This window comes from Acidiphilium multivorum AIU301 (assembly GCF_000202835.1).
In the GTDB taxonomy this organism is placed as follows: Bacteria; Pseudomonadota; Alphaproteobacteria; order Acetobacterales; family Acetobacteraceae; genus Acidiphilium; species Acidiphilium multivorum.
In genome coordinates this window covers 1,913,323-1,939,145 of the sequence record NC_015186.1, presented here as the reverse complement: position 1 = coordinate 1,939,145, position 25,823 = coordinate 1,913,323, and the positions used below count along the sequence as shown (strand labels likewise).

Here is a 25,823-nt window from a genome sequence, read left to right as displayed (position 1 = left end):
ATGTCTCGACCTCTGAAAGCCGGCGAGCGGCTGGCCAAATCCGATTCGCGGCGCCGTGCCGGCCCCACTCCTCCCAAGCGTGGCGGCAAGCCTGCCCCCAGGAAGCGCCCCGGCCTTGCCGGCGTTGCGGGCGGGATGTTCGTGCGCGGCCTCTATCGCCTGGCGCTGGTCGGGATGGTGGGCGGCGTTCTCGTGGGCGGCGGGCTGTTCTTCTATTTCAGCAGCGGCCTGCCCGGCGTGGACCGGCTGCGCCATTACGAGCCGCCGCTCGAAACCCGGATCTACGCCGAGAATTTCCGCCTGATCGGCGCGCTGGGCACGCAGCACCGGATTTATGTGCCCTACGACCGGATTCCGCCGCTGGTCGCCGATGCGTTCATCGCGGCCGAGGACAAGAATTTCTGGACCGAGCCGGGAATCGACCCGCTGGCCATCGTCCGCGCCGGCGTGGTCGACCTGACCCGGATCGGCAGCCATGAGCGCCCGCTCGGCGCCTCGACCATCACGATGCAGGTGGTCAAGAACATGCTGCTCGACAACCGGATCGACTTCACCCGCAAGATCAAGGAGGCGATCCTCGCCGTCCGGGTCAACCGGGCGATGTCGAAGAAGCAGATCCTGACCCTGTATCTGAACGAGATCTTCCTCGGCCAGGACAGCTGGGGCGTGGCCGCGGCGGCGCAGGCCTATTTCGACAAGCCGCTGTCGCAGCTGACCGTTGCCGAGGCGGCGATGCTCGGCGGCCTGCCGAAGGCGCCGACCAATTACAACCCCTTCCTTCACCCCAAGCGCGCCCGCGACCGGCGGGACTGGGTGATCGGGCAGATGCAGGCGGACGGGTTCATCACCGCGGCGCAGGCGCGCGAGGCACTCGCCGCGCCGCTGGTGCCAAAGGCGGCTGCCGGGCCGGCGTCGATTCCCGGTGCGGGCTATTTCGTCGGCGCGGTGGAGACGCAGCTGGTCCGCATGTTCGGCCGCAAGACGGCGATGGAGGGCGGGCTCATCGTCCGCACCAGCCTCGATCCGAAGCTGCAGGCGGCGGCGACGCGGGCGATGCGCGACCGGCTCGTGTCGTACGACCACGAATTCGGCGTCTATCACGGCCCGGTCGGGCATATCGGCGCCGGGGAACTGGCCGCCGGCTGGGCGCGGGCGCTGGCGCGGCAGGACACGCCGAAGGGGCTCATCGCCTCCTGGCGTCTCGGCGTGGTGATCAGCGAGACCGCGCAGCGCGCGCGAATCGGCTGGCTCGACGGCGACTCGCCGTCGGAGGCGCATACCGGCACGCTCACCCTGGCGGCGATCCAGTGGGGGCGGCCGATGATCCACGGCCGTCCCGGGCCGCTGCTGCGCAACATGGCGCAGATGCTCAAGCCGGGCGATGTGATCATGATCGAGCCCAAGCCGGACAAGGGCGGGACGGTCTCGCTGGAGCAGGTGCCGAAGGTCGAGGGGGCGATGCTCAGCCTCGATCCGCAGACCGGGCGGGTGCTTGCCATGGTCGGCGGCTGGAGCAACCGGCTCAGCCCCTATAACCGCGCGATCCAGGCGCATCGGCAGCCCGGCTCCAGCGTCAAGCCGTTCGACTATCTGACCGCGATGCAGGCGGGCGTTCAGCCGGATGCGACGATTCTCGACGCGCCGTTCATCCAGCGCCTGTCGGACGGGCAGATCTACCGGCCGGGCAATTACGAGAATTCCTTCCAGGGCCCGGTGCCGGTGTTCTACGCGATCCAGGAGTCGCTCAACCTGGCCACGCTGCATCTGGTGCGGCGGGTCGGGCTGCCCAACGTGATCGCCAATTTCAAGAAATTCGGCGTGGTGAAGCACGCGCCGCTGATCTATCCGGCGGCGATCGGCGCGCTCGACACCACGCTGTGGCGCATGGTCCGCGGCTATGCCGCGCTCGACGAATACGGGCGCAAGGTGCAGCCCTCGCTGATCGACAGCGTGACCGCGCCGGACGGGCACATCCTGTACCAGGCGCCGGACCAGTCCTGCGCCAACTGCATGGACGGTTCGGCGCAGCAACCGCCGATCCTGAACCGGCCGGGCGCGCGGCTCGCCAATCCGGACAGCGTCTATCAGGTCATCATGATGATGCGGAACGTGGCCGAATACGGCACCGGCGTGCCGGCGGTGAAGGGGCTGAAGCGGCCGATCGCCGGCAAGACCGGCACGACCAACAATTTCAACGACGCCTGGTTCATCGGCTTCGTGCCGCAGATGGTGACGGGATGCTGGATCGGCTTCGACAAGCCGAGGGATCTCGGCGTCAACCAGACCGGCGGCAATGTCTGCGGCCCGGCCTGGAACCAGTACATGAAGGTCGCGCTCAAGAACCAGCCGGTGATTCCGTTCAAGCCGCCGCCGGGCATCACGCTGCACAAGGTGACGTTCCGCGACGAGACGGTGGAAGAGGCATTCAAGCCGGGCCAGACGCCGGGCGCGCAGTCCAACCCCGGGCTCGTCGCCGACGATCCGCTGAATCTCGGCGGTGCCTTCGCGAACACGACGCCGTCGACCGGGTCGCACGATTTCAGCCCGGCGCCGGATGGCCAGACCCCTTCGGGCGGGGCGCCGGCGCCGTCCGGCAATGTCGACAAATCGCTGGGCGGGCTGTATTGACCGGCTTTGGAAATCATCCCGACAGAATCTGAAGAGAAGAGAGAATGTCTGCCGAAACCCAATCGCTCGCCGAGCAGATCACGCAAAGCGTGGCCCTGCTGAGGAGGCATCTTTGACTGGGATGCCGCCCTTCGAAAACTCGAGGAACTGAACGCCCGCGCCGAGGACCCGGCGCTGTGGGACAATGCCGACGCCGCCCAGGCGATGCTGCGCGAGCGTAACCGCCTCGCGACCCAGACCGAGGCGGTGCACACGATCGAGCGCGAGACCGAGGATGCGCTCACCCTCGCCGAACTCGCCGAGGCGGAGGGCGACCAGTCGGTGCTCGCCGAGGCCGAGGCGGCGCTGCGCCGCATCTCCGAGGAGGCCAAGCGCCGCGAGATCGAGAGCCTGCTCGCCGGCGAGGCCGACGGCAATGACTGCTATCTCGAGGTGAATGCCGGCGCCGGCGGCACCGAGGCGCAGGACTGGGCCGAGATGCTGCTGCGCATGTACACCCGCTGGGCCGAGCAGCACGGCTACAAGGTGACGATGCTCGAGGAATCCGAGGGCGAGCAGGCGGGCATCAAGTCCGCCACCATCCAGGTCTCCGGCATGAACGCCTATGGCTGGCTGAAGACCGAGGCCGGGGTGCATCGGCTGGTGCGGATCTCGCCCTTCGACGCCAATGCGCGGCGGCAGACCAGTTTCGCCAGCGTCTGGGTCTATCCGGTGGTCGACGATTCGATCGAGGTCGAGATCAACCCGGCCGACCTGAAGGTGGACACGTTCCGCGCCTCCGGCGCCGGCGGCCAGCACGTCAACAAGACCGAGAGCGCGATCCGCATCACCCACGTCCCCTCCGGCATCATCGTCGCCTGCCAGAACGACCGCAGCCAGCACCGCAACCGCGCCACCGCGATGGAGATGCTGAAATCCCGCCTCTACGAGATGGAGTTGCAGAAGCGCGAGGAGGCCGCCGCGGCCTCGGAAAGCGCGAAGCGCGACATCGGCTGGGGGCACCAGATCCGCTCCTACGTGCTCGCACCCTACCAGCTCGTGAAGGATCTGCGGACCAACTTTGAAAGCGGCAATCCGGACGCGGTGCTGAACGGCGATCTCGACGCGTTCATGGCCGCATCGCTCGCCTCCCGCGTGGGGGCGACCCGCAGCGAGGCGTCGGCCCAGGCCGAGTGAACCGGCCCGAAGCGGCGGGTTCTGCCGCCGCTTCGGGAGACGGGCTGAATGCGGATGGCGGGACTTGAACCCGCACGCCCTGACGGGCAACAGATTTTAAGTCTGCTACGTCTACCATTCCGCCACATCCGCGTGGCGAACCGTTCCTGCCACGGCGCGGGCGCGTCGGGCAAGCGCCCGGCGGGCAGGTCAGAATCCGAACTGCACCTGCCGGCTGTTGCCGCGGGCGAGGTTGCGGTAGCGCGCCATCGCCAGCAGCGGGAAGAACCGCGGATAGCCGTGGTAGCGCAGGTAGAACACCCGCGGGAAACCGACCGCGTTATAGGGCTGTTCGGTCCACGAGCCGTCGTCTTCCTGCACCGATTGCAGCCAGGCGATGCCGCGGGCGACGGCCTCGTGCTCGGCCTGGCCGGCGGCCATCAGGCCGAGCAGCGCCCAGGCGGTCTGCGAGGGCAGGCTTTCGTGATACTCGCCGGGCTTCGCGTGGGCGTAGGTCTCGCAATCCTCGCCCCAGCCGCCATCCGGCCGCTGGCGGGCGAGCAGCCATTCGACGGCGCGGACCATCATCGGATCGTCCTGCGCCACGCCGGCGGCGTTCAGCGCGCAGAGCGAAGACCAGGTGCCGTAGATGTAGTTCGTGCCCCAGCGGCCGAACCAGGAGCCGTCCTGTTCCTGCTCGCGGCGCAGATAGGCGACGCCGCGCTCGATCGCCGGGCGATCTTCCGCGTGGCCGAGCTGGGCGAGGAAGGAGATGCAGCGCGCGGTGACGTCCGCCGTCGGCGGGTCGAGCAGGGCGCCGTGATCGGCGAAGGGGATGTGGTTGAGGTAGTGGAACTCGTTGTCCGAATCGAAGGCGCCCCAGCCGCCGGAGCGGCTCTGCATGCCGAGGATCCATTGCCGGGCGCGTTCCACCGCCTCGCGATGGGCGGGATCGCCGTTGCGGTCGAGGATCATGCCGACCACGGCGGTATCGTCCACGTCGGGGTAGTGCGCGTTGTTGTACTGGAAGGCCCAGCCGCCGGGCGGGGCGTCGGGCTTGCGATAGGCCCAGTCGCCCTTCACGTCGAGGATCTGGCGGGGGATCAGCCAGTCGCAGGCGGCGGCGAGTTGGGCATCGCCGGGGCTGCCGGCCTCGGCGAGGGCGTGGGCGGCCAGCGAGGTGTCCCAGACCGGGGAGAGGCAGGGCTGCACATAGCTCGCCCCCTCGAAACGGTAGGAGGCATCGGTCACCAGCTTGCGGACCGAGGCCCAGGCCGTCGCGTAATCCGGGTGGTCGGGGCTGTAGCCGAGCGTGTGATACATCATCACCGTGTTGGCCATGGCCGGGTAGATGGCGCCCAGCCCGTCCTCGCCGTTCAGGCGCGGGGTGATGAAGTCGATCGCCGCCTGGATCGCGCGCTTGCGGCTGCGGGCGGGGAAATGCCGCTCGAGCGGGCGCAGCGCCGAATCGATCGCCTTGAACAGGTAGCCCCAGTTCGAGCGGTAGGGGCCGCGGATATAGTCGGTCACCTGATCGGGCGGGGTGACGAACAGCTCGTCGATCCGCACGTTGCGCGGGTTGCGTGCGATGGGGCGCTCGGTCAGCAGCACCAGCAGAGGTGCTATGACGGTGCGCGACCAGTAGCTGATCTTCCAGATGGTGATCGGGAACCAGTCCGGCAGCAGCATGATCTCGACCGGCATGACCGGGCAGGCCCGCCAGGGGACGGCGCCGAACAGCGCGAGCTGGATGCGGGTGAACACATTGGTGCGCGCCGCCCCGCCGCGGGCGAGGATGGCTTCGCGGGCGCGGCGCATGTGCGGGGCGTCCGGATCGTCGCCAATCGCCTTCAGCGCGAAATAGGCCTTCACGCTGGCCGAAATGTCCATCGCCCCGTCATGGAAGAGCGGCCAGCCGCCGGGATTCTGCGGCGAATTGCCCTGGATGCCGCGCAGGAACACGCCGATGCGCGCTTCAAGCTCGGGGTCGATCCGGTCGAGGAAATGTTCGAGCAGGACGTATTCGGCGGGGATCGTCGCGTCGGCCTCGAGTTCGTAGACGTAATGGCCGTCCGCGCGCTGTTCCGCCGAAAGCCGCGCGTGGGCGCGGCTGATCGCCTGGTCGAGGGCATCGAAATCGAAGGAAATCGTATCGAACATTGCCCCCGTATATGCGATTTTGCTTCGCCGCGCCTAGTATCCTGCGGATAGGGCAGGGCCGGGATGCGGCTTGCGCCGGTCTCCCGCGCCCTGCGGAGCCGTTCAGTCGGGCAGGGTCTGGCCGCGCGTTTCGCGGCCGAAGGGGACGATCAGCAGCCCGATCGCGAAGGCGACGGCGGTGATCGCGACCGGCGTGCCCAGCGTTCCCATGCCCTTCACCGCCCCCGCGAGGATGAAGTTGACCACGGCGCCGGCGAAGCGGCCGATCGAGGTGCAGAAGGCGAAGGCGGTGGCGCGGATTTCGGTCGGATAGAGTTCCGGCAGCCAGAGACTGAACATCGCGAAGTTGCCGCCGCCGAAACCGAGGAAGAACAGGACGGTCAGGAAGGCCGGCAGGGCATGGCCGGCGGGCAGGTAGAACGCCCAGCCGAAGGCGAGGATGATGGTGATGAACATCACCGCGAAATAGATCGAGAGCGTCGGCCGCCGTCCCCAGCGCTCGGCCATGATCGGCAGGGCGATGCAGCCGAGGATGGTGCCGATGGAAAGGATGCCGGTGCCGAAGGAGGCCATGTGGATCGCCGCCTTGATCGGCATGCCGGCGGCCTTCGCGAGGATGATGATCGCGCTCGGTTCATAGACCGCGCCGGCCCAGAGCCCGATGATGGCGACCGTGAGCAGCACCGACATCACGATGGTCTGGCGCCGGTAGGCGGGCGCGAAGATGGCGACGAGGGGATGGGTGTCGCGGCCGGCGTGGTGGCGTTCCCATTTCCCCGTCTCCTTCACGCCGAGCAGGATCAGGATCGAGATGATGACGGGGACCATGCCGCAGAGGAACATCGCCCGCCAGCCAAGGCTTGCGCCCACGGTGAAATTGAGCGCGGCGGCGGCGAAGAAGCCGAAATAATAGCCTGTCTGCAGCAGTCCGGCGCCCATCTTGCGCCGGTCCTCCGGCCACGCCTCGGCGACATAGGTGCCGGCCATCGCCCATTCGCCGCCGATGCCGATGCCGGCGATCAGGCGGAACAGGCCGAGCTCCCAGATGTTTTGCGACAATGCCGCGGCCCCGGTGAAAACCGCGTAGAGCATGATGGTGGCGGCGAGCGCGTTGCGGCGGCCGAACCGGTCGGCGATCGGGCCCCAGAGGAACGAAAAGCCCCAGCCGACCAGAAAGACGGCGAACAGGATGGAGCCGATCTCGCCGATATTCGCCGGGGTGGGCTTGATGCCGGAGTGGGGCAGCAGCTCGGTGAGCGCCGGGGCCAGAACCAGCGCGTAGATCACGCTGTCCATCCCGTCGAGCATCCAACCGAACCAGGCGCCCCAGAACCCGGCGATCTGCTGCCGGTTGAGGCTGGTTCTCGCGCGCGCGCCACCAGGCGCGGCCGTGCCGAAATCGTTCATTCCGTTCCTCCCGCGTGCCGGAATCGGAGATTCCGGCAGAGCTTTCTGTCCAGTTATTTTTTTATGGACGCATGGGAACGATTCGCCAAATCAGCTTTCGGTGGTGATGAGCCCGCGCGTGCGCCGGGCCAGCCAGGACTGGCCCGGCGGCGCCATCAGCTGGTCGACCGCGGCGGCCCGCGCCACCGTTCCGTCGCGCAGATAGGCTTCGTGCCGCGCCTCGATCGCATCGGGATCGTAGAGATAGTTCACCATCACGCCGAACGACTCGGCGATGCCACGCGGACTCGTGTTGCCGAGCCAGTTGATCCGTTCGAGACGCGCGCCATTGCCGAGATGGAAGCGGGCCACCGGGTCGGGCCGGGCGGCGGCCGGAACGCCGTTCGCGCGCCAGGCGCCGGTCAGATAGAGCGCGGCGAGGCGCAGCAGGGGGCCGCGCAACGCCGCGGCGAGCGGCGCTTCGGTCCACCATGGGCGGTCCTCGAGAATCGATTTGAGCAGATTGGCGTCGCCTTCGGCGGAGGTATCGGCCGCCGGGGCGGTGCCGAGCGCGCGGCCGATCGCCTCGCGCTCCTCGGCGGCAAGCAGCGGGGCGGAGGGCGAGTCCAGCACCGCGCGGATGGCGCGGCGCAGGCCGGGAACGGGGGACAGGGTCGAGAATTTCCGCAGGTTTGCCAGTTCGGACTGGAGTTCGGCAACGACCTGCTTGATCAGGAAATTGCCGAAGGAGATGCCGCGCAGGCCCTCCTGGCAGTTCGATATCGAATAGAAGATCGCCGTATTTGCCCGTGCTGCGGCATCCTGCTGGGCATGCTCGGCGGCATCATCGTCGGCGGCCGGGGCCAGCAGCGGGCCGATCGCCTCGGCCAGCCCCTTGACCAGCGCGACCTCGACGAAGATCAGCGGCTCGTCCGGCAGGGCGGGATGGAAGAAGGCGAAGCAGCGGCGATCGGGGGCGAGGCGGCGGCGCAGGTCGTCCCAGCCCTGGATTTCGTGCACCGCCTCGTAGGCGATGAGCTTTTCGAGAATGAAGGCCGGGGTGCGCCAGTCGATCCGGCGGAGCTCCAGGAAGCCGCGGTTGAACCAGGATGCGAAGAGGTGCCGAAGGTCGGAATCGAGCGGAGCAAGGCTCGGGCGTTTCGGCAGTTCGGCCAGCACCTCCCGGCGCATGTCGATCAGCGCGCCGGTGCCGCCGGGCGCCATGTTCATCCGGCGCAGGAGTTCCTGGCGGGGCGGCTCGGCGGCTGTGGCGAGGGCGGCGGCGGTGGCCGCGTCGGGCGATCCCAGATAGGCGCGGGCGGCGTCCTGGAGGCGGTCCGCGTCCGGCTCGAAGCCGGTGGCGAGGAATTCGCAGAACGTGATCCGCTCATGCGGCGCGAGGCCGCGCAGCGTGCCGAGCAGGGCAGCGGCGAGGGCCGCGCCGGAGGCTTCGCCACGCCCGCCCAGCAGGGCATCGGCCAGAAGCTCCGCCCGCTCGCGCGAGGGAAGATCGTCATTCGGCAGATTGACGAAGACGCGCCCGTGCTCGGCGATCGACGACCAGAGGCGTTCAAGCCAGGAGCGGTTGGGGCGATCGTGCGAAAGGGGGGAGGTGGCGGACATCTCGGAACTCCTGCGGCAATCGACGCCGGATGATACCGGATTGCCGCAGGGGTTGGAACCGAGGAGCGGTGCGGACTCAGTTTCCGTGCGTGGCGAGGGCGTCGACCCGCGCCTGCGCGGTGATCAGACGGTCGGACGCATCGCGCCAGGCGATCTCGTCCGCGTCATCGGTTTCGCGCCAGGCCGCTTCGGCGGCGGCGAGTTCGTCGGCCGCCTTGAGCGGATCGATTTCGCCGAGCTTGGTGATCGCATCGGCGAGCACGGTGCAGCGCTCTTCGGTGATCTGGGCGAAGCCGCCGGAGACGAAGAAACGGTCGACCAGCTTCTCGTCCTCGTAAAGGTCGATCAGGCCGCCGCGCAGCGAGGTGATCATCTTCGAATGGCCCGGCAGGACACCGAGGTCGCCCTCGGTGCCGGGGATCACCACCATGCTGACCGGCCGGGCGAGCAGGAGCCGCTCCGGGCTGATGATTTCGAGCGCGACGGTCATGGGATCAGGCCGTCGCGTTCAGGGACTCGGCCTTCTTCACCGCGTCCTCGATGGTGCCGACCATGTAGAAGGCGGCTTCCGGCAGGTGGTCGTATTCGCCGGCGCAGATCGCCTTGAAGCTGCGCACCGTGTCTTCCACCGGCACGAAGATGCCCGGCGAGCCGGTGAACACCTCGGCGACGTGGAAGGGCTGCGAGAGGAAGCGCTCGATCTTGCGGGCGCGGGCGACGGTGAGCTTGTCGTCTTCCGACAGCTCGTCCATGCCCAGGATCGCGATGATGTCCTGCAGCGACTTGTAGCTCTGCAGGATGCGCTGCACCTCGCGGGCGACGTTGTAGTGCTCCTCGCCAACGATGCGCGGGTCGAGCGCGCGGGAGGTGCTGTCCAGCGGGTCGACCGCCGGGTAGATGCCCTTTTCCGCGATGGCGCGGTTCAGCGTCGTCGTCGCGTCGAGATGCGAGAAGGAGGTGGCCGGCGCCGGGTCGGTCAGGTCGTCAGCCGGGACGTAGATGGCCTGGACCGAGGTGATGGAGCCCTTCTTGGTCGAGGTGATGCGCTCCTGCAGCGCGCCCATGTCGGTCGCGAGCGTCGGCTGGTAGCCCACCGCGGAGGGGATGCGGCCGAGCAGCGCCGAGACCTCGGCGCCCGCCTGGGTGAAGCGGAAGATGTTGTCGACGAAGAACAGCACGTCCTGGCCTTCCTCGTCGCGGAAATATTCCGCCATGGTCAGGCCGGAGAGGCCGACGCGCATGCGCGCACCCGGCGGCTCGTTCATCTGGCCATAGACCAGCGCCACCTTGGAGCCCTCGGTGGTGTTGTCGCCGAGCTTGATGACGCCGGCGTCGATCATCTCGTGGTAGAGGTCGTTGCCCTCGCGGGTGCGCTCGCCGACACCGGCGAAGACCGAGACGCCGCCGTGGCCCTTGGCGATGTTGTTGATCAGTTCCTGGATGAGCACGGTCTTGCCCACGCCGGCGCCGCCGAACAGGCCGATCTTGCCGCCCTTCAGATAGGGGGCGAGCAGGTCGACGACCTTGATGCCGGTGACGAGGATCTCGGCCGAGGTGGCCTGCTCGTCGAAGCTCGGCGCCTGGCGGTGGATCGGCGCGGTGCGGGTGGTCGGGATCGGCCCGCGCTCGTCGATCGGCTCACCGATCACGTTGAGGATGCGGCCAAGGGTCTCCGGGCCGACGGGAACGGCGATCGCCTCGCCGGTGTCGCGCACCTCGTCGCCGCGGGCGAGACCGTCGGTGCTGTCCATCGCGATGCAGCGGACGGTGCGCTCGCCGATTTCCTGCGCGACTTCAAGCACCAGCCGGCGGTCGCCCACCCTGGTTTCCAGCGCGTTGAGGATGTAGGGCAGCTCGCCCTCGAACTGCACGTCGACCACGGGGCCCATGATCTGCGTGATGCGGCCGGTAACGTTCTTTGCCATATGCGTAATTCCCTAAGCCTCAGAGCGCTTCCGCGCCGGAAATGATCTCGATCAGTTCCTTGGTGATGTTCGCCTGACGGGTGCGGTTGTAGTTCAGCGTGAGACGGTTGATCATCTCGCCCGCATTGCGCGTCGCGTTGTCCATCGCGGTCATGCGCGCGCCCTGTTCGCCGGCGGCGGATTCGAGCAGCGCGCTGTAGATCTGCACCGCGAGGTTGCGCGGCAGCAGACGGTCGAGCAGCGTGCCGTCATCCGGCTCGATCTCGTAGTCGCCGGCGGGCTGGTCCGAACCGGCATTGTCGTTCGCGGCCTGGCCGGCGCTCGCCGGGATCAGCGGCGTTTCGCTCGGCACCTGCGACATCACCGAGACGAAGCGGTTGAACATCAGCGTGCAGACGTCGAACTTGCCGTCGTTGAACGCGGCGATGATCTGGTTGGCGATCGCTTCCGCATCGGCGAACTCGATCGTCTTCTTGCCGACGAAATTCGCCTCGCCGATGATCTTCTCGCGCATGTCGCGGCGGAAGAAGTCGCGCCCCTTGCGGCCGACCGTGAACAGCCGGACCTGCTTGCCCTCGGCCTCCAGCTTGCGCGCCCGCGCCCGGGCGGCGCGGTTGATCGAGGCGTTGAACGGTCCGGCGAGGCCGCGATCGGCGCTCACGACGACGATGAGATGCGTGCGGTCCGCCCCGTTGCCGACGAGCAGCGCCGGCGCGTTCGGGTTTTCCGCAGCGCCCTCGGCGAGGGCGCCCATCATCGCCGCCATCCGCGTGGCGTAGGGGCGCGCCGCCTCGGCCTGCGCCTGGGCACGGCGCAGCTTGGCGGCGGCGACCATTTTCATCGCCTTGGTGATCTTCTGCGTCGACTTGACGCTGGCGATCCGGTTCCGGAGGGCTTTCAGGCTGGCCATCTGTGCCGACCGCCGCTTACGCGAAGCTGGAGGCGAAGGACTTGACGAAGTCGACGAGCTTCGTCTCGGTCTCCTTCTTGATTTCGCGGTCGTTGCGGATCGAGTCGAGGATTTCCGGCGAACGCGCCTTCATCTCGGAGATCAGCTGGGCCTCGAAATCGCCGATGCGGTTGACCGGCACCTCGTCGAGATAGCCGCGGGTGCCGACGAAGATCGACACCACCTGCTCCTCCACCGGCAGCGGCTTGAACTGCGGCTGCTTGAGCAGCTCGGTCAGGCGCGCGCCGCGGGCGAGCAGCTTCTGGGTCGAGGCATCGAGATCCGAGGCGAACTGCGCGAAGGCCGCCATCTCGCGATACTGCGCGAGGTCGAGCTTGATCTTGCCGGCGACCTGCTTCATCGCCTTGATCTGCGCGGCCGAGCCGACGCGCGAGACCGAGTTGCCGACGTTCACCGCCGGGCGGATGCCCTTGAAGAACAGTTCGGTCTCGAGGAAGATCTGCCCGTCGGTGATCGAGATCACGTTGGTCGGGATATAGGCCGAGATGTCGCCCGCCTGGGTCTCGATGACCGGCAGCGCGGTCAGCGAGCCGGCGCCGAACTCGTCGGACATCTTCGCGGCGCGCTCGAGCAGGCGCGAGTGCAGGTAGAACACGTCGCCCGGATAGGCCTCGCGTCCCGGCGGGCGGCGCAGCAGCAGCGACATCTGGCGATAGGCGACGGCCTGCTTCGAGAGATCGTCATAGACGATCAGCGCGTGCATCCCGTTGTCGCGGAAATACTCGCCCATCGCGCAGCCCGTGTAGGGGGCGAGGAACTGCATCGGCGCCGGCTCGGAGGCGGTGGCGGCGATGACGATGGAGTATTCCATCGCGCCGTTTTCCTCGAGCGTGCGCACGAGCTGGGCGACGGTGGAGCGCTTCTGCCCGACCGCGACGTAGATGCAGTAGAGCTTCTTGCTCTCGTCGTCCTGCGCGTTCAGCGGCTTCTGGTTGATGAAGGTGTCGACGATGATCGCGGTCTTGCCGGTCTGACGGTCGCCGATGACCAGCTCGCGCTGGCCGCGGCCGATCGGGATCAGCGCGTCGATCGACTTCACGCCGGTCTGCATCGGCTCGTGCACCGACTTGCGCGGGATGATGCCGGGCGCCTTGGTCTCGACCAGGCGGCGCTCGGTCGCCTCGATCGGGCCCTTGCCGTCGATCGGGTTGCCGAGCGCGTCGACCACGCGGCCGAGCAGGCCCTTTCCGACCGGCACGTCGACGATGCGGCGGGTGCGGGTGACGGTGTCGCCCTCGCGGATCGCCTTGTCGTCGCCGAAGACGACGACGCCGACATTGTCGTTCTCGAGGTTCAGCGCCATGCCCTGAACGCCGGCATTCGGAAACTCGACCATCTCGCCGGCCATCACGTTTGCGAGGCCGAACACGCGCGCGATGCCGTCACCGACCGACAGGACCTGGCCGGTTTCGGCGACGTCCGTCTCGGTGTCGAAGCTCGCGATCTGCTTCTTCAGAATCTCGGAGATTTCGGCGGGGCGGATCTCCATATCAGGCGGCTCCCTTCATCACATGGCGCAGGCGTTGCAGGCGCGATTTCAAACTGGTGTCGTAAAGCTTGGATCCGATCCGCACGGTCAGCCCGCCGAGCAGCGACGGGTCGACCGTTTCGCGGATGGTGACGCGCCCGTAGCCGGCCTCGGCGAGGCGGGCGGTGAGCTGGGCGCGCTGGGTGTCGGTGAGCGGATGCGCCGAGGCGATGTCGGCCGCGACCACGCCGCGCTTCTCCGCGACATAGACGGCAAATCCCGCGACCAGCGACGGCAGGTCGGCCAGGCGGCGGTTGGCGATGGCGGTGCCGATGAAATTACGGACGAGATCGGACACGCCCTGGCTGGCGAGCACCTGTTCCATGGCGCGCCCGGCCTCGCGCGCGTCGATCGAACGGCTGGCGATAAGGCGGCGCAGCGACGGATCTTCCGCGAACAGCCGGCCCAGTGCCGCCATTTCGGAGACCACTTCATCGAGCTGCTTGCGTTCGTCGGCGAGTTCATAAAGCGCCCGCGCATAGCGGGCCGACAGGCCGGATGTCCGGTCCTGCTGCGGGGAGGCGGCTTGCGGCGATGCGGAAACGGCGGACGACACCAGTATGACCCTGCTTTCGATCTCAGTTCTTGCGTTTCAACCCCGGACCGGCCCGCCGCGCCCTGTCGGCCAGAGTGCGGACATGCCTTCCCGTGCGCTTTTTCAAGCGATGCGCGCCAGTAGCATACGCCCCCCGGCCGCGCAACGCATGCGCTCACAGGAATGAGATCGGATCGATGTCGATATCGATCCGCGCGGCGCGGGGCAGCCCCTCGGCGCGAGCACGGTCGAGCCAGGCGCGCAGCACGGGCTGCACCGCGATCCCGCGCGGCGCGCGCAGCAGCAGGCGGCGGCGATGCCGGCCGCGCAGCATGGCGAAGGGGGCCGGCGCCGGGCCGAGCACCTGCACGCCATCGCGCGGCTGGGTGCGGGCGAGGGCGGCGGCGGCGGCATCGGCGGTGGCGGCCTCGTCGGCGCTGACGATCAGCGCGGCGAGCCTTCCGAAGGGCGGCCAGTGGCCCGGCGCGCGCAGATCGGCCTCGGCGCGGCGGAAGCCGGCAAGGTCGTTGCCGATGAGGGCGCGCATCACCGGATGCTCCGGCGCGTAGGTCTGCAGCAGGACACGGCCGGGCAGGCGCCCGCGCCCGGCGCGGCCGGCGACCTGGTGCAGCAACTGGGCGCTGCGCTCGCCGGCGCGCAGGTCGCCGCCGCCGAGGCCGAGATCGGCATCGACCACGCCGACCAGCACGAGATCGGGGAAGTGCCAGCCCTTGGCGATCATCTGCGTGCCGATCACGAGGTCGATCTCGTGGGCGACGATGGCGCGCAGCGCCGCCTCCGCCTGCTCGGCGGTGGTGATGGCGTCGCTCGCCATCAGGATGGTGCGGGCGGCGGGGAACAGCTCGGCGACTTCCTCGGCGATGCGTTCCACCCCCGGGCCGATCGGGACGAAACTCTGCTCCGCCGCGCAGTCCGGGCATTTGGCGGGAGCCTGCGCGGCGTGGCCGCAATGGTGGCAGAGCAGGTGGCCGGGCCGGCGGTGTTCCACCAGCCAGGCGGTGCAGTTCGGGCAGGTGAGCCGGTGCCCGCAGCCGCGGCAGAGCGTGAGCGGCGCATAGCCGCGGCGGTTGAGGAAGAGCATCGCCTGGCCGCCGCCTTCCAGCGTGGTCTCCAGCGCGCCGGCCAGCACGGGAGAGAGAAAGCGGCCGCGCGCGGGTGGGGCGGCGCGCAGGTCGATCGCCTCGATCGCCGGCAGCCTCGCGCCGCCATGGCGGGCGGCGAGGGTGATGTGGCGGTAGCGGCCGGCTTCGGCGTTCACCGCCGATTCGAGGCTCGGCGTGGCGGAGGCGAGGATGACGGCGCAGCCGGAGATCCGCCCGCGCACCACCGCCATGTCGCGCGCATGGTAAGTGACGCCGTCCTCCTGCTTGTAGGCGGCCTCGTGCTCCTCATCGACCACGATCAGGCCGGGATCGGCGAAGGGGAGGAACAGCGCCGAGCGGGCGCCGAGCACCAGCCTCGCCGCACCGCTCGCGACAGCGTGGTAGTTCGCGCGGCGGGTCGCGGGTGTCAGCCCGGAATGCCACAGCGCCGGCGCCGCGCCGAAGCGGGCGGCGAAGCGCGCGGCGAACTGGGCGGAGAGCGCGATTTCCGGCACCAGCACCAGCGCCTGCCGCCCCTCCCGCAGGCAGGCGGCGATGGCTTCGCAGAACACCTCGGTCTTGCCCGCGCCGGTAACGCCCTCGAGCAGCGTGACCTCGAACCGCCGTGCGGCGACCGAGGCGCGCAGGGCGGTGGCGGCCTCTTCCTGTGCCGCCGACAGCGCGGGCGGCGCGTGGTCGGGGTCGGGCAGCGGAACAGACGGATCCCGCACGGCGGGGCGCAGCAGCCCGGCATCGGCAAGGCCGCGCACCACGGCGGCGCCGGTGCCGGCCGCGGCGGCGAGCTCGGCGGTGGTCGGGCGGTCGAGCGTCGCGAGCGCATCGAGCACGCGCTGGCGCGTGGCGGTGATCCGCCCGGACGGCGCTGCGCCCGCCGCCCAGCCGGCGCGCGGGGCGGGCGGGTCGAGCAGGCCGGTCTTGAGGGCGAGGGCGAGCACCTCGCCGCGCGGCGCCATGGTGTACTGCGCGACCCAGTCGATGAAGCGGCGGAGCGGACCGGGCAGGGCAGGGGTGGCGATAACGGCGTGCAGCGTCTTCAGCCGGGCCGGCGCGATGCCCGGCTCCGGCGCGTCGTCCCACACCACGCCATGCACGATGCGCCGGCCGAGCGGCACGGTGACGACGGCGCCCGGCGGCGGCGCCTCGCGCGCCTCATAGGTGAAGGCGGCATCGAACGCGTAGGGCAGCAGGACGGAGACCAGCGCCATCAGGCGCGGGCCGGGTCAGACGTTGAAGCGGAACAGCAGGACGTCACCATCCTGGACAATATAGTTGCGCCCCTCGATTCGCAGCTTGCCGGCCTCGCGCGCGCCGGCCTCGCCGTTGCAGGCGACGTAGTCGTCATAGGCGATGGTTTCGCAGGCGATGAAACCGCGCTCGAAATCGCCATGGATCACGCCCGCCGCGGCGGGGGCGGCGGTGCCGCGCGTGATCGTCCAGGCGCGGGTCTCCTTCGGGCCGCAGGTGAAATAGGTGATCAGGCCGAGCAGGTCGTAGCCGGCGCGGATCACCCGGTCGAGCCCGGAATCGGCAAGGCCGAGGCCTTCGAGGAATTCCTCGCGCTCGCCGGCGGGCAACTGCGCCACCTCGGCCTCGATCGCGGCGGAGACGATGACATGCGCCGCCCCCTGCGCCGCCGCCATCTCGGCGACGCGGGCCGACTGCGCGTTGCCGGTCGCCGCCGAGGCTTCCTCGACGTTGCAGACATAAAGAACTGGCTTGGCGGTGAGCAGCTGCAGCCGGCGCACCGCCTCCTCCTCGCCAGCGGGAATCGCGGTGCGGGCGGGCCTTCCGTCTTCGAGGACTTTCAGAAGCGGCTCGATCAGCGCGAGCTCGGCGGCGGCGGCGCGGTCGTTGCCGCGCGCCTTCTTCTGCAGGTTGGGCACGCGCTTCTGCAGGCTTTCGAGATCGGCCAGCATCAGCTCGGTCTCGACCGTGTCGGCGTCGCGCAGCGGGTCGATATGCCCCTCGACATGGGTGATGTCGTCATCCTCGAAGCAGCGCAGCACGTGGATGATGGCATCGACCTCGCGGATATTGGCGAGGAACTGGTTGCCGAGACCCTCGCCCTTCGCCGCCCCGCGCACGAGGCCGGCGATGTCGACGAATTCGAGGCTGGTGGGAACGGTCTTCACCGACTTGCCGATCTTCGCCAGCACGTCGAGCCTGGGGTCGGGCACGGCGACGCGGCCGACATTCGGCTCGATCGTGCAGAACGGATAATTCGCCGCCTGCGCCGCGACGGTCGCGGTCAGCGCGTTGAACAGGGTCGACTTGCCGACATTGGGCAGGCCGACGATGCCGCAGTTGAAACCCATCTCAGGCGGTGTCCTTGGTCAGGAGGGCGACTTTCGTCATGAAATCTTCCGGCTTGCCGGCGGCGAGCAGGGGGGCGGCGTCGGAGACGGCTTCGAGCGTGTCGACCAGCCAGTCCTCGTCCGTCTTCGCGAAATTGCCGAGCACATGGCCGTGCACCCGCGCCTTGTCGCCCGGATGGCCGATGCCGAGGCGCACGCGCCAGTAGTCCTGGGTGCCGAGCGTGCGATCGATGCTGCGCAGGCCGTTATGGCCGGCCGCGCCGCCGCCGCGCTTCACCCGCACCTTGCCGGGGATCAGGTCGAGCTCGTCATGAAAGACGGTGACGGCGTCTGGCGGCAGCTTGAAGAAGGCGCTGGCCGGCTGCACCGCGCGGCCCGACTCGTTCATGTAGGTCAGCGGCTTGAGGGCGACGATCTTCTCGCCGCCGATGCTGCCCTCGCTCACCAGGCCGGAAAAGCGCTTCCGCCACGGCGCGAAGCCGTGGCGGTCGGCGATCACGTCGATCGCCATGAAGCCGATATTGTGACGGTTCCGCGCCATCCCGGGTTCGGGATTGCCGAGGCCGACCCACAGCTTCATGGCGAGGGTTCCGCGATATTACTTCTTGCCGCCCTTGGCAGCGCCCTTGGCGGCACCCTTGGCCGGCGCGGCGGCGGCACCCTCGGCCGGGGCCGCCTCGGCCACCACGGTCGGCGGCGCGATGGTCGCGATCACGAAGTCACGGTCGGTGATGGTCGGCTTCGCCTCGCCGGTGCCCTTGAGGTCCGACCAGCGGATATTGTCGTTGATGTCGAGCGGGCCGAGATCCGCCTCGAAATGATCGGGGATGTGATCCGGGTCGCACAGCACCTCGACGGCGTGGCGCACGACGTTCAGCACGCCGCCGCGCTTCATGCCGACCGAGATCAGCTCGTTGAGGAAGTTGACGTTCACAGCCACCCGAACCGGCTCGCCGGCGGCGAGGCGCTGGAAGTCCACATGCTCGGGCTGGTCGGTGACCGGATGCAGCTGGATGTCGCGCATCAGCGCGCGGGCCTTGCCCGAAGCGGTCTCGATCTCGTAGAGGCGCGAGCGCCAGCCGCCGCGCTTCATCTCGCGCAGCACGATGCGCGGGTCGAGCGCGATCAGGGTGGGTTCCTGCTTCGCCCCGTAAATCACCGCCGGCACCTTGCCGGCCCGCCGTGTCGCCCGCGCCACCCCCTTGCCGGCCCGCGCGCGATCCTCGGCCGCAATGGTCTCGAACTTGGCCATTCTTCGCTCCATGAACTCAATGAAAAAAACCGGCCTCCAGGGGTGCCGGCAGGGTTCGCCTAGCCCATCGGGGCGGGCGTGACAAGTTTTGTCGCCGCATGCGCGCCATCCGCGTGGCGGCGGGGCGGGTCAGAGCATGAAGCGGTCGCCGAGATAGACGCGGCGGACCTCGGGATGCGCCACCACCTCGTCCGGCGCGCCTTCCATGAGGACATGGCCCTCGTGCAGGATATAGGCGCGGTCGATCACTTCCAGCGTCTCGCGGACATTGTGGTCGGTGATGACCACGCCGAGGCCGCGCTGCTTGAGCTGGGCCACCATGTCGCGGATCTCGCCGACCGCGATCGGGTCGATGCCGGCGAGCGGCTCGTCGAGCAGGATGTAGCTCGGCCCGGTGGCCAGCGCGCGGGCGATCTCGACCCGCCGGCGCTCGCCGCCGGACAGGGCGAGGGCCGGCGTGCGGCGCAGGTGCGAGATGCCGAATTCGGCGAGCAGGGCATCCAGCATGGCCTCGCGCCGGTCGGGATCGTTCTCCACCACCTCGAGGGCGGCGGTGATGTTCTGTTCGACCGTCAGGCCGCGGAACACGCTGGCTTCCTGCGGCAGGTAGCCGATGCCGAGCCGCGCGCGGCGATACATCGGCAGGGTCGAGATATCGGCGCCGTCGAGCATGATCGATCCGGAATCCGGCTGGATCAGCCCGACGATCATGTAGAACGTCGTGGTCTTGCCGGCGCCGTTCGGGCCGAGCAGCCCGACGGCCTCGCCACGCCGCAGCGTGACCGAGACGTTGCGCACCACGGGACGCTTGCGGAAACTCTTGCCGAGGCCACGCGCGACCAGCCCCTGCTCGGCCAGAGTGCCGGGAACGGGGAAGCGTTCGCGAACGCCGCCCTCGATGACGCGAAGCTGCTCCTTCATCATTTCGCTCTGGCGCCCGATTGCGGCGATTTCGCGGCACCGGGTTTTGCGGCCGGCGCCGAGTCCGGCAGGATGAGGCCCTCCACCCGATGGCCGGGAGCGGAGAGCAGCGTCGCCACCCCTGTCTTCATGTTGACCTGGGCGATGTGGCCGGCAAGCTCGTTCGGGCCGTGGGTGATGTGGACATTGCCGGTGAGCACCGCGATTCCGGTGGCCGGATGATAGACGCCGTGATCGCCGGTCGCGACATCGGTCTGCGTCGTCACGACGACATGCCCCTCCGCCACCACCTTGCGCAGCTGGCTCGCTTCCGCCGTGGAGCCCGCCGGTGGCGTGCCGCCGGCTTTCGGCGCGGCGGGGGCGGCGGTGAAATAGCCGGTCAGCCGGTCGGCGGTGACGGACCGGCCGTCCTTGCCGAGCACTTTCGCATGGCCGATCGCGACCGCCTTGCGGGCCTCGGACCAGTATTGCAGCGCCCTGGTGGCGGTGACCGTCTCGGTCGGGGTGATCAGCCGCAGGTTGCCGCCGGTCAGCACGAGTTCGTGGCGGGCCATGTGATAGACCGCGAGATCGCCGAAGGCCTGCTCGGTCGCGGTGAAGATGTGGACATGGCCCACCGCGTCGAGCTGGGTGATCTGCGACGCGCCGGAATCGAGGCCGCCGAGGCCTCCGGCCGAAGCATCAGGTTTCGCCGCCGGCGTCGGCTTTGCCGCGCCGCTGGCCGGCTTCGGGCTGTAATGGGCGACGAGTTCGTCCGCCGTCACCGTGACCTTGCCGCGCACCGCCCTGGCATTGCCCTTCGCGGTCACGATCCGGGTCTTCTGGTTCCAGGAAATGCCGTTCTGCGCCGTGATGTCGATCGGCGCCGGCTGGCCGCCGGCGGTGCCGAAACCGAGCGACTGCGCGCTGGCGCCGGCGGGAAGGGCGGCCACGAGCAGGAGCGCCGTGAGCGGCGCCGCCAGCGGCCTCATGAACCGCCTCCGGCACCCGTGGCGGTCGATGACGGATTCGCCTGGTCGAGCACGAGATGCGAAGGCCCGGTGAAAGTGATGATCTGGCCGCGATTGCGCGCGGTGAAGCCCTGCGCCGAGGTCAGCGTTCCGAACGGGCCGAAGGCGCTGACCGGGTCGTGCCCGTCGGCGGTGCCGGCCTGGATGTCGATCGTTGCCTGGCGCGTGCGCATGGTGGTACCGTCGGCGCGGTAGAGCGTCACCTTGCCGGCCAGGTCGAGACGCTGGGTCTTCTGGTGATAGACGCCGTTGCGGGCATCGAGCATGAACCAGGCGCCGCCTTTCGTCGTGATGTCGCCTTTCGGCCCGGTCAGGCTCAGCCGGTCGCCGCCGGTCTGCACGGCGTGGCGCGCGGTGATGGTGAATTTCTCGCCGCGCGCGTCCACGCCGCGATATTCCGCCGTGCTCATCCGCGAGAGGGCGGCGCCCGAGGCTTGCGGCAATTCGCGATAGGTGACCCGGCCGAAGCTCGCGCCGCTGCGCAGGTCGGGGAAGATCACGATGGCGAAGAGCAGCACGGCCGCGATCGCCGGGAGAACGATCTTGGCGATGCCGACGATGCGCCGCTGCCGGCCGAGGGCGGCGCGCTGGCGGTCGCGCGCGTGGGCCAGGGCGGCGAACAGCCCGTCGGCCTGCGAGAACAGCGTGCCGTGCCGCTGCGGCTTGCCGGGCTGGTCGGGGGTGCGCGCGGTGTTCATGCGACACCCGCCCGCAGCAGGTCGTGCATGTGGACGATGCCGAGCACCCGCCGCGACTCGTCCACCACGAACAGCGACATCACCCGCGGGGTCAGCGCCGTCATGTCGTGCAGCGCCTCCTCGGCCAGGCGTTCGGGCCCGATCACGCGCGGGCTGGTGGTCATGATGCGGCCGACCTCCCGCGTCAGCAGATCCGGCGCCATGGCCCGGCGGAGGTCGCCGTCGGTCACCACGCCGAGCAGGCGGCGTTCGCCGTCGATGATGCCGAGGCAGCCGAAATGCTTTGCGGTGATCAGCAGGATCGCCTGATCCATGCGCGTGTCTGGCCCGGCGAGCGGCACGGCCTCGCCTTCATGCATCAGGTCGCGAACGCGCCGGAGCCGGGCGCCGAGCTTGCCGCCGGGGTGGAACAGGCCGAAATCGGCGGCGGTGAAGCCGCGCCGGGCGAGCAGGGCAACGGCGATGGCGTCGCCGAGCGCCATCTGCATCGTCGTGCTGGTGGTCGGCGCCATGCCGATCGGCCCGGCCTCGGGGGCGGCGGGGAGCAGCAGCACGAGGTCGGCGGCGCGGGCCAGGGTGCTCTCGGCGCGGCTGGTGATCGCGACCAGCGGCAGGGCGAAGCGGCGGACATGGGAGACGATGGCGGCGAGTTCGGCGGCCTCGCCGGAGTTCGACAGGGCGATCACCGCGTCGCCCGGCACGATCATGCCGAGATCGCCGTGGCTCGCCTCGGCCGGGTGGACGAACAGCGCCGGCGTGCCGGTGGAGGCGAGGGTGGCGGCGATCTTGCGCGCCACATGGCCGGACTTGCCCATGCCGGTGACGACGACGCGGCCGGCGATGTCCGCCAGCGTCGTCACCGCCGCGGTGAAGCCCTCGCCCAGCGTTGCGGCCAGGGCGTTGAGCGCGGCCGCCTCGGTCGCGAGCACGTCGCGCGCGATGGCGAGATCGTCGGTGGCGGCCGTCGGGGACTGATCGCGGCGTGGAGGGGCAACAGGCATGGTCTGTCCGCTCGTCATGGCCTTGTATGTGACGATGCGCCGCGCCGGGTCAACAGAATGACGCGCGGGGCGGAGCCGCCGTCAGCGATGGCTGAAAATGTCGGGATCCTCGAAACCGAGCAGATCGAGCTTCGCGCGCGCCGGCAGGAACCGGTAGCACGCATCGGCCAGTTCGCGCCGCCCCTCGCGGACCAGGAGGGCTTCGAGCCGCGCCCAGATCGCATGCAGGTGCAGCACGTCCGACGCCGCATAGGCGCATTGCTCGGGCGAGAGCTCGGCCGAACCCCAGTCGCTGGTCTGCTGCTGCTTGGAGATCTCGATGCCGACGAGGTCGCGGCAGAGGTCCTTCAGCCCGTGGCGGTCGGTATAGGTGCGGACCAGCTTCGAGGCGATCTTGGTGCAGATCACCGGCGCGGTCGTCACGCCGAGCGCGTGATACAGCATCGCGAGGTCGAACCGGGCGAAGTGGAACAGCTTGGTCACGCCGGGATGCTCGAGCAGGCGCTTCAGGTTCGGGCAGTCGGCGCCGCGCCCGCCCAGGGCGGGCGGGACGATCTGCACGAGATGCGCGCTGTTGTCGCCGGCGGAGAGCTGCACGAGGCAGAGCCGGTCGCGCCGCGGATCGAGGCCCATCGTTTCGGTGTCGACGGCGACCACGGGGCCGAGATCGAGCCCGTCCGGAAGGTCGTGGCGATGGATGTGTATGGTGGCGCCGGCGGCAAACTGGGTCTGGCTCATCGGCCCATCACGATCCCGCACGCGGGACTATTGAGAGTTGGTGCCCAGGAGAAGACTCGAACTTCCACAGCCTTGCGGCCACAGGTACCTGAAACCTGCGCGTCTACCATTCCGCCACCTGGGCAAGGAGGCTAACCGCGCCGCACCGGCGCGCTTCGGTGAACGGGGCTGTAGCGAAGCGGCGCCCTGCCGTCAATCCGCCTTCGTGCGGGAGGCGGTTGTCTTGCGCGGGCCAGTCATGCGAACAGAAGGCACCCATCAAAAGGAGACCCTCATGGCATCGCGCAAGGTTGCAACGGTTTTCGGCGCATCCGGCTTCATTGGCCGCCATGTCGTGAAACGCCTGGCCGCCGCGGGCTGGGTGGTGCGCGCGGCGATGCGCGATACCGAGGCCGGCGCCTTTCTCCGCCCGCTTGGCGATGTCGGCCAGATCGTGCCGCTCTATGCTCCGCTCGACAACGAGGCGGCGTTGCGCCGCGCGATCGAGGGGGCGACCTGCGTCATCAATCTCGTGGGAATCCTGGCCGAACGGCGGCGCGGCGATTTCGACCGGGTGCAGCACCAGGGCGCGGCGAGGATCGCGACGCTCGCGGCGGAGGCGGGGGTGCGCGCGCTCGTGCACGTCTCGGCGATCGGCGCCGATCCGAAGGCGGCGAGCCAGTATGCGCGGAGCAAGGGGCTGGGCGAGGCGGCGGTGAAGGCGGCCTTTCCTGCGGCGACGATCCTGCGCCCCTCGATCGTGTTCGGGCCGGAGGACGGGTTCTTCAACCGCTTCGGCGCGATGGCGGCGCAACTGCCGTTCCTGCCGGTGATCGAGGGCGAGACGAAATTCCAGCCGGTGTATGTCGGCGACGTCGCCGATGCGGTGATGGCGGCGATCGACCGGCCCGAACTCGCCGGCGCAACCTACGAGCTCGGCGGCCCCGAAGTGCGGAGCTTCCTCGACCTGCTGGCCTATATCAACGCGGAAACCGGCCATCACCGCGCCCTGGTCGGCGTGCCGCGCTGGGCCGCCTGGTTGCAGGCTGCGGTGCTCCAGCGCCTGCCCGGACGGTTGCTGACGACCGATCAGCTCCTGCTGCTCCGGCGCGACAACGTGGTCGCGCGGAACGCGCGGACGCTGGCCGATCTCGGCATCGTCGCGACGCCGATCGACCTTGTCGTCCCCTCCTACATGCGGCGCTACCGGCATGGCGGCGGGCGTCCGACTGGCGGCGAAGCGTGATAGGTCTCAAACGGGACATAATTTTCTGTCACAAAACCGCGGTGATGAGGGCGCAGAGCTGGTAATCGAGCATATATGGCAGTTGATATGACTTAACATCGAATTATTGCTGGCAATCTCCGTTCCCGTGAGCTAGATACTGCCGGAAACAGCCATCCACGGAACGGAGTTGTGCCGATGACCGAGCACATGCAGCAATTCGTGCGTCTTGCGCAGCAGCCGCCGGAAAAGCGCGCCGCCGTCGAACGCCGCGAGGATTTCGGCGAGATCTATCGCGATTTCGACCCGAAGGACGCGGCGGCCCAGGCTAGCCGGTGCAGCCAGTGCGGGATTCCGTTCTGTCAGGTGCATTGCCCGCTTGGCAACAACATCCCCGACTGGCTGAAGCTCTCGGCCGAGGGGCGGCTCGAGGAAGCCTACGAGATTTCCGCCGCCACCAACACCTTCCCCGAAATCTGCGGCCGCATCTGCCCGCAGGACCGGCTCTGCGAGGGCAACTGCGTCATCGAGAAGGGGTTCGAGAGCGTGACCATCGGCGCCGTCGAGCGCTACATCACCGACACCGCCTTCGAGAATGGCTGGGTCCGGCCGATCCGCCCGCGGCGCGAGCGCGCGCAGAGTGTCGGCATCATCGGCGCCGGGCCGGCCGGCCTCGCCGCCGCCGAGGCGCTGCGGCGCAAGGGGTATCAGGTGCATGTCCATGACCGGCACGACCGGGTGGGCGGGCTGCTGATCTACGGCATTCCCGGCTTCAAGCTGGAGAAGGAGATCGTCGCCCGGCGGCGCGCCTGGCTCGAGGACGGCGGCATCCATTTCCATCTGAACGATGATATCGGCGGCGCCCTGAGCTTTGCCGAGTTGCGCGCGCGCTACGACGCGGTGCTGGTCGCCACCGGCGTCTACAAGGCGCGCGAGATCGACGTGCCGGGCAGCCGGCTCGACGGCGTGGTGCCTGCGCTCGACTATCTCATCGCCTCGAACCGCAAGGGGCTGGGCGATGCGGTTCTGGACTATGATTCGGGTGCCTTGAACGCCGCCGGCAAGCGCGTCGTCGTCATCGGCGGCGGCGACACGGCGATGGACTGTGTCCGCACCGCGATCCGCCAGGACGCCGCCGCCGTCACCTGCCTCTATCGGCGCGACCGCGCCAACATGCCCGGCTCGGCGCGCGAGGTCGCGAACGCGATCGACGAGGGGGTCGAGTTCACCTGGCTCTCCGCGCCGGAAGCCTTCGTCGGCGCCGGGCGGGTCAGTGCGGTGAAGGCGGTGCGGATGCATCTCGGCCTCGCCGATGCCTCCGGCCGCCAGACCGTCGAGCCCATCGCGGGCTCGGAATTCACCATCGAGGCCGATCTCGTCATAAAGGCGCTCGGCTTCGACCCCGAGGATCTGCCCGGCGCCTTCAACGAGCCGGGCCTCGCGCTGACCCGCTGGGGCACGCTGAAGGTCAACTCGAAGAGTTTCATGACCGCGCTGCCCGGCGTGTTCGCCGCCGGCGACATCGTGCGCGGCGCCAGCCTCGTCGTCTGGGCGATCAAGGACGGCCGCGATGCCGCCGACGCCATGCACGCCTATCTCGAAACCGCCGCCGCGCGCCCCGACGGCGCGCTCGCCACCGCCGCGGAGTGA

21 protein-coding genes and 2 tRNA genes are annotated in these 25,823 nt (G+C 69.2%); 4 read left to right on the top strand and 19 right to left on the bottom strand.

Annotated elements, in window-relative coordinates; all coding sequences use genetic code 11:
- Window positions 1–2,628 (top strand): penicillin-binding protein 1A, encoded by a 2,628-nt coding sequence (locus ACMV_RS08635; RefSeq protein ID WP_011942418.1) that lies wholly within the window; start codon window positions 1–3, stop codon window positions 2,626–2,628.
- A 44-nt stretch (window positions 2,629–2,672) separates the two neighbouring features.
- Window positions 2,673–3,804, top strand: a protein-coding gene (prfB, locus tag ACMV_RS08630) for a peptide chain release factor 2 (protein ID WP_138919183.1) whose coding sequence is annotated in 2 segments (ribosomal slippage) — window positions 2,673–2,741 and window positions 2,743–3,804 — 1,131 coding nt in all. Because the reading frame shifts where the segments join, the coding sequence is not laid out codon by codon here.
- Window positions 3,805–3,853: 49 nt separating this feature from the next.
- Here prfB and ACMV_RS08625 read toward each other — a convergent pair.
- The 19 genes from ACMV_RS08625 to ACMV_RS08535 all read right to left on the bottom strand — a co-directional run bounded on the left by ACMV_RS08625 (window position 3,854) and on the right by ACMV_RS08535 (window position 23,093).
- Window positions 3,854–3,936 (bottom strand) — tRNA-Leu (locus ACMV_RS08625).
- Between the two features lie 57 nt (window positions 3,937–3,993).
- Entirely contained in the window at window positions 3,994–5,943 is a 1,950-nt protein-coding gene (gene shc / locus ACMV_RS08620) for a squalene--hopene cyclase (protein ID WP_007423079.1), read from the bottom strand.
- A gap of 102 nt (window positions 5,944–6,045) precedes the next feature.
- Complete coding sequence (locus tag ACMV_RS08615) at window positions 6,046–7,350, bottom strand: MFS transporter (RefSeq protein WP_007423080.1); 1,305 nt, start codon at window positions 7,348–7,350, stop codon at window positions 6,046–6,048.
- Between the two features lie 90 nt (window positions 7,351–7,440).
- Window positions 7,441–8,952: a malonyl-CoA decarboxylase gene (locus ACMV_RS08610; protein ID WP_007423081.1), complete on the bottom strand. Its 1,512-nt coding sequence runs from the start codon at window positions 8,950–8,952 to the stop codon at window positions 7,441–7,443.
- Window positions 8,953–9,028: 76 nt separating this feature from the next.
- Window positions 9,029–9,442 (bottom strand): ATP synthase F1 subunit epsilon, encoded by a 414-nt coding sequence (gene atpC / locus ACMV_RS08605; RefSeq protein ID WP_011942415.1) that lies wholly within the window; start codon window positions 9,440–9,442, stop codon window positions 9,029–9,031.
- 4 nt (window positions 9,443–9,446) lie between these two features.
- Entirely contained in the window at window positions 9,447–10,877 is a 1,431-nt protein-coding gene (gene atpD, locus ACMV_RS08600; protein WP_013640147.1) for a F0F1 ATP synthase subunit beta, read from the bottom strand.
- A gap of 19 nt (window positions 10,878–10,896) precedes the next feature.
- The gene (locus tag ACMV_RS08595; protein ID WP_007423084.1) at window positions 10,897–11,787 is read right to left on the bottom strand and encodes a F0F1 ATP synthase subunit gamma; all 891 of its coding nucleotides are present in this window, start codon (window positions 11,785–11,787) and stop codon (window positions 10,897–10,899) included.
- A gap of 16 nt (window positions 11,788–11,803) precedes the next feature.
- On the bottom strand, window positions 11,804–13,336 hold the full coding sequence (atpA, locus tag ACMV_RS08590) for a F0F1 ATP synthase subunit alpha (RefSeq protein ID WP_007423085.1): 1,533 nt from the start codon (window positions 13,334–13,336) through the stop codon (window positions 11,804–11,806).
- A gap of 1 nt (window position 13,337) precedes the next feature.
- Window positions 13,338–13,931, bottom strand: coding sequence for a F0F1 ATP synthase subunit delta (locus ACMV_RS08585; RefSeq protein ID WP_007423086.1), 594 nt, complete (start codon window positions 13,929–13,931; stop codon window positions 13,338–13,340).
- Window positions 13,932–14,085: 154 nt separating this feature from the next.
- Window positions 14,086–16,239 carry a primosomal protein N' gene (locus ACMV_RS08580; protein ID WP_013640146.1) on the bottom strand — a complete coding sequence of 718 codons (2,154 nt, stop codon included), beginning with the start codon at window positions 16,237–16,239 and terminating at the stop codon, window positions 14,086–14,088.
- Between the two features lie 15 nt (window positions 16,240–16,254).
- Entirely contained in the window at window positions 16,255–17,349 is a 1,095-nt protein-coding gene (gene ychF / locus ACMV_RS08575; RefSeq protein WP_011942413.1) for a redox-regulated ATPase YchF, read from the bottom strand.
- 1 nt (window position 17,350) lies between these two features.
- Window positions 17,351–17,929, bottom strand: coding sequence for an aminoacyl-tRNA hydrolase (gene pth, locus ACMV_RS08570; RefSeq protein WP_007421906.1), 579 nt, complete (start codon window positions 17,927–17,929; stop codon window positions 17,351–17,353).
- Window positions 17,930–17,947: 18 nt separating this feature from the next.
- The gene (locus ACMV_RS08565; RefSeq protein ID WP_007421907.1) at window positions 17,948–18,601 is read right to left on the bottom strand and encodes a 50S ribosomal protein L25/general stress protein Ctc; all 654 of its coding nucleotides are present in this window, start codon (window positions 18,599–18,601) and stop codon (window positions 17,948–17,950) included.
- 129 nt (window positions 18,602–18,730) lie between these two features.
- On the bottom strand, window positions 18,731–19,525 hold the full coding sequence (lptB, locus tag ACMV_RS08560; protein WP_011942411.1) for an LPS export ABC transporter ATP-binding protein: 795 nt from the start codon (window positions 19,523–19,525) through the stop codon (window positions 18,731–18,733).
- Complete coding sequence (locus tag ACMV_RS08555; RefSeq protein ID WP_013640145.1) at window positions 19,522–20,493, bottom strand: LptA/OstA family protein; 972 nt, start codon at window positions 20,491–20,493, stop codon at window positions 19,522–19,524. The genes lptB and ACMV_RS08555 overlap by 4 nt, the downstream gene beginning before the upstream one ends.
- The gene (lptC, locus tag ACMV_RS08550) at window positions 20,490–21,230 is read right to left on the bottom strand and encodes an LPS export ABC transporter periplasmic protein LptC (RefSeq protein ID WP_011942410.1); all 741 of its coding nucleotides are present in this window, start codon (window positions 21,228–21,230) and stop codon (window positions 20,490–20,492) included. Before lptC ends, ACMV_RS08555 begins: the two co-directional genes overlap by 4 nt.
- Complete coding sequence (locus ACMV_RS08545; protein ID WP_007421911.1) at window positions 21,227–22,231, bottom strand: KpsF/GutQ family sugar-phosphate isomerase; 1,005 nt, start codon at window positions 22,229–22,231, stop codon at window positions 21,227–21,229. The genes lptC and ACMV_RS08545 overlap by 4 nt, the downstream gene beginning before the upstream one ends.
- A gap of 81 nt (window positions 22,232–22,312) precedes the next feature.
- A complete protein-coding gene (locus ACMV_RS08540) occupies window positions 22,313–22,969 on the bottom strand; it encodes a ribonuclease D (protein WP_013640144.1) in 657 nt (218 codons plus the stop codon).
- A 38-nt stretch (window positions 22,970–23,007) separates the two neighbouring features.
- Window positions 23,008–23,093, bottom strand: a tRNA-Leu gene (locus tag ACMV_RS08535).
- A 150-nt stretch (window positions 23,094–23,243) separates the two neighbouring features.
- On the opposite strand from ACMV_RS08535, the gene ACMV_RS08530 reads away from it, so the two are divergent.
- Window positions 23,244–24,194: a complex I NDUFA9 subunit family protein gene (locus tag ACMV_RS08530; protein ID WP_013640143.1), complete on the top strand. Its 951-nt coding sequence runs from the start codon at window positions 23,244–23,246 to the stop codon at window positions 24,192–24,194.
- 177 nt (window positions 24,195–24,371) lie between these two features.
- Complete coding sequence (locus tag ACMV_RS08525) at window positions 24,372–25,823, top strand: NAD(P)-dependent oxidoreductase (protein WP_013640142.1); 1,452 nt, start codon at window positions 24,372–24,374, stop codon at window positions 25,821–25,823.

Excerpts from the sequence above, each read along its gene's own strand:
- ychF (WP_011942413.1), bottom strand. The coding sequence starts at position 17,349 with ATGGGTTTCAACTGCGGCATCGTCGGCCTGCCCAATGTCGGCAAGTCG.
- ACMV_RS08545 (WP_007421911.1), bottom strand. The coding sequence starts at position 22,231 with ATGCCTGTTGCCCCTCCACGCCGCGATCAGTCCCCGACGGCCGCCACC.
- lptC (WP_011942410.1), bottom strand. The coding sequence starts at position 21,230 with ATGAACACCGCGCGCACCCCCGACCAGCCCGGCAAGCCGCAGCGGCAC.
- atpA (WP_007423085.1), bottom strand. The coding sequence starts at position 13,336 with ATGGAGATCCGCCCCGCCGAAATCTCCGAGATTCTGAAGAAGCAGATC.
- ACMV_RS08525 (WP_013640142.1), top strand. The coding sequence starts at position 24,372 with ATGACCGAGCACATGCAGCAATTCGTGCGTCTTGCGCAGCAGCCGCCG.
- ACMV_RS08610 (WP_007423081.1), bottom strand. The coding sequence starts at position 8,952 with ATGTCCGCCACCTCCCCCCTTTCGCACGATCGCCCCAACCGCTCCTGG.
- pth (WP_007421906.1), bottom strand. The coding sequence starts at position 17,929 with ATGAAGCTGTGGGTCGGCCTCGGCAATCCCGAACCCGGGATGGCGCGG.
- atpD (WP_013640147.1), bottom strand. The coding sequence starts at position 10,877 with ATGGCAAAGAACGTTACCGGCCGCATCACGCAGATCATGGGCCCCGTG.
- ACMV_RS08580 (WP_013640146.1), bottom strand. The coding sequence starts at position 16,239 with ATGGCGCTGGTCTCCGTCCTGCTGCCCTACGCGTTCGATGCCGCCTTC.
- shc (WP_007423079.1), bottom strand. The coding sequence starts at position 5,943 with ATGTTCGATACGATTTCCTTCGATTTCGATGCCCTCGACCAGGCGATC.
- atpC (WP_011942415.1), bottom strand. The coding sequence starts at position 9,442 with ATGACCGTCGCGCTCGAAATCATCAGCCCGGAGCGGCTCCTGCTCGCC.
- ACMV_RS08555 (WP_013640145.1), bottom strand. The coding sequence starts at position 20,493 with ATGAGGCCGCTGGCGGCGCCGCTCACGGCGCTCCTGCTCGTGGCCGCC.
- ACMV_RS08565 (WP_007421907.1), bottom strand. The coding sequence starts at position 18,601 with ATGGCCAAGTTCGAGACCATTGCGGCCGAGGATCGCGCGCGGGCCGGC.
- lptB (WP_011942411.1), bottom strand. The coding sequence starts at position 19,525 with ATGATGAAGGAGCAGCTTCGCGTCATCGAGGGCGGCGTTCGCGAACGC.
- ACMV_RS08595 (WP_007423084.1), bottom strand. The coding sequence starts at position 11,787 with ATGGCCAGCCTGAAAGCCCTCCGGAACCGGATCGCCAGCGTCAAGTCG.
- ACMV_RS08615 (WP_007423080.1), bottom strand. The coding sequence starts at position 7,350 with ATGAACGATTTCGGCACGGCCGCGCCTGGTGGCGCGCGCGCGAGAACC.
- ACMV_RS08635 (WP_011942418.1), top strand. The coding sequence starts at position 1 with ATGTCTCGACCTCTGAAAGCCGGCGAGCGGCTGGCCAAATCCGATTCG.
- ACMV_RS08540 (WP_013640144.1), bottom strand. The coding sequence starts at position 22,969 with ATGAGCCAGACCCAGTTTGCCGCCGGCGCCACCATACACATCCATCGC.
- ACMV_RS08530 (WP_013640143.1), top strand. The coding sequence starts at position 23,244 with ATGGCATCGCGCAAGGTTGCAACGGTTTTCGGCGCATCCGGCTTCATT.